The sequence below is a fragment of the Brevibacillus sp. 1238 genome (assembly GCF_029892995.1).
GTDB classification, from domain to species: domain Bacteria; phylum Bacillota; class Bacilli; order Brevibacillales; family Brevibacillaceae; genus Brevibacillus; species Brevibacillus parabrevis.
On the sequence record NZ_JARXWC010000035.1, the window covers coordinates 1 to 1,019 of the forward strand.

Here is a 1,019-nt window from a genome sequence, read left to right on the forward strand (position 1 = left end):
GGTCTTTCGGCGTGGGAGTTTTTCACTCCCATTGTCGTTACTCATGTCAGCATTCGCACTTCTGATACCTCCAGCAAGCTTCTCAACTCACCTTCACAGGCTTACAGAACGCTCCTCTACCGCATCACCTAAGTGATACCCGTAGCTTCGGTGTATGGTTTGAGCCCCGTTACATCTTCCGCGCAGGCCGACTCGACTAGTGAGCTATTACGCTTTCTTTAAAGGGTGGCTGCTTCTAAGCCAACCTCCTAGCTGTCTAAGCCTTCCCACATCGTTTCCCACTTAACCATAACTTTGGGACCTTAGCTGACGGTCTGGGTTGTTTCCCTTTTCACGACGGACGTTAGCACCCGCCGTGTGTCTCCCATGCTCGGCACTTGTAGGTATTCGGAGTTTGCATCGGTTTGGTAAGTCGGGATGACCCCCTAGCCGAAACAGTGCTCTACCCCCTACAGTGATACATGAGGCGCTACCTAAATAGCTTTCGAGGAGAACCAGCTATCTCCGAGCTTGATTAGCCTTTCACTCCGATCCACAGGTCATCCGCTAACTTTTCAACGGTAGTCGGTTCGGTCCTCCAGTCAGTGTTACCTAACCTTCAACCTGCCCATGGATAGATCGCCCGGTTTCGGGTCTATACCCAGCGACTAAACGCCCTATTAAGACTCGCTTTCGCTACGCCTCCCCTATTCGGTTAAGCTCGCCACTGAATATAAGTCGCTGACCCATTATACAAAAGGTACGCAGTCACCTAACAAAGTAGGCTCCCACTGCTTGTACGCATACGGTTTCAGGATCTATTTCACTCCCCTCTCCGGGGTTCTTTTCGCCTTTCCCTCACGGTACTGGTTCACTATCGGTCAGTCAGTAGTATTTAGCCTTGGAGGATGGTCCCCCCATATTCAGACAAAGTTTCTCGTGCTCCGTCCTACTCGATTTCATGACTAAGAGATTTTCGCGTACAGGGCTATCACCCACTATGGCCGCACTTTCCAGAGCGTTCCGCTAATCTCAAAGCC

The 1,019-nt window shown here is 51.0% G+C and carries 1 rRNA gene; it reads right to left on the reverse strand.

The window, feature by feature from the left end:
* Positions 1 to 1,019, reverse strand: a 23S ribosomal RNA gene (locus M2298_RS28180); the annotation flags it as partial.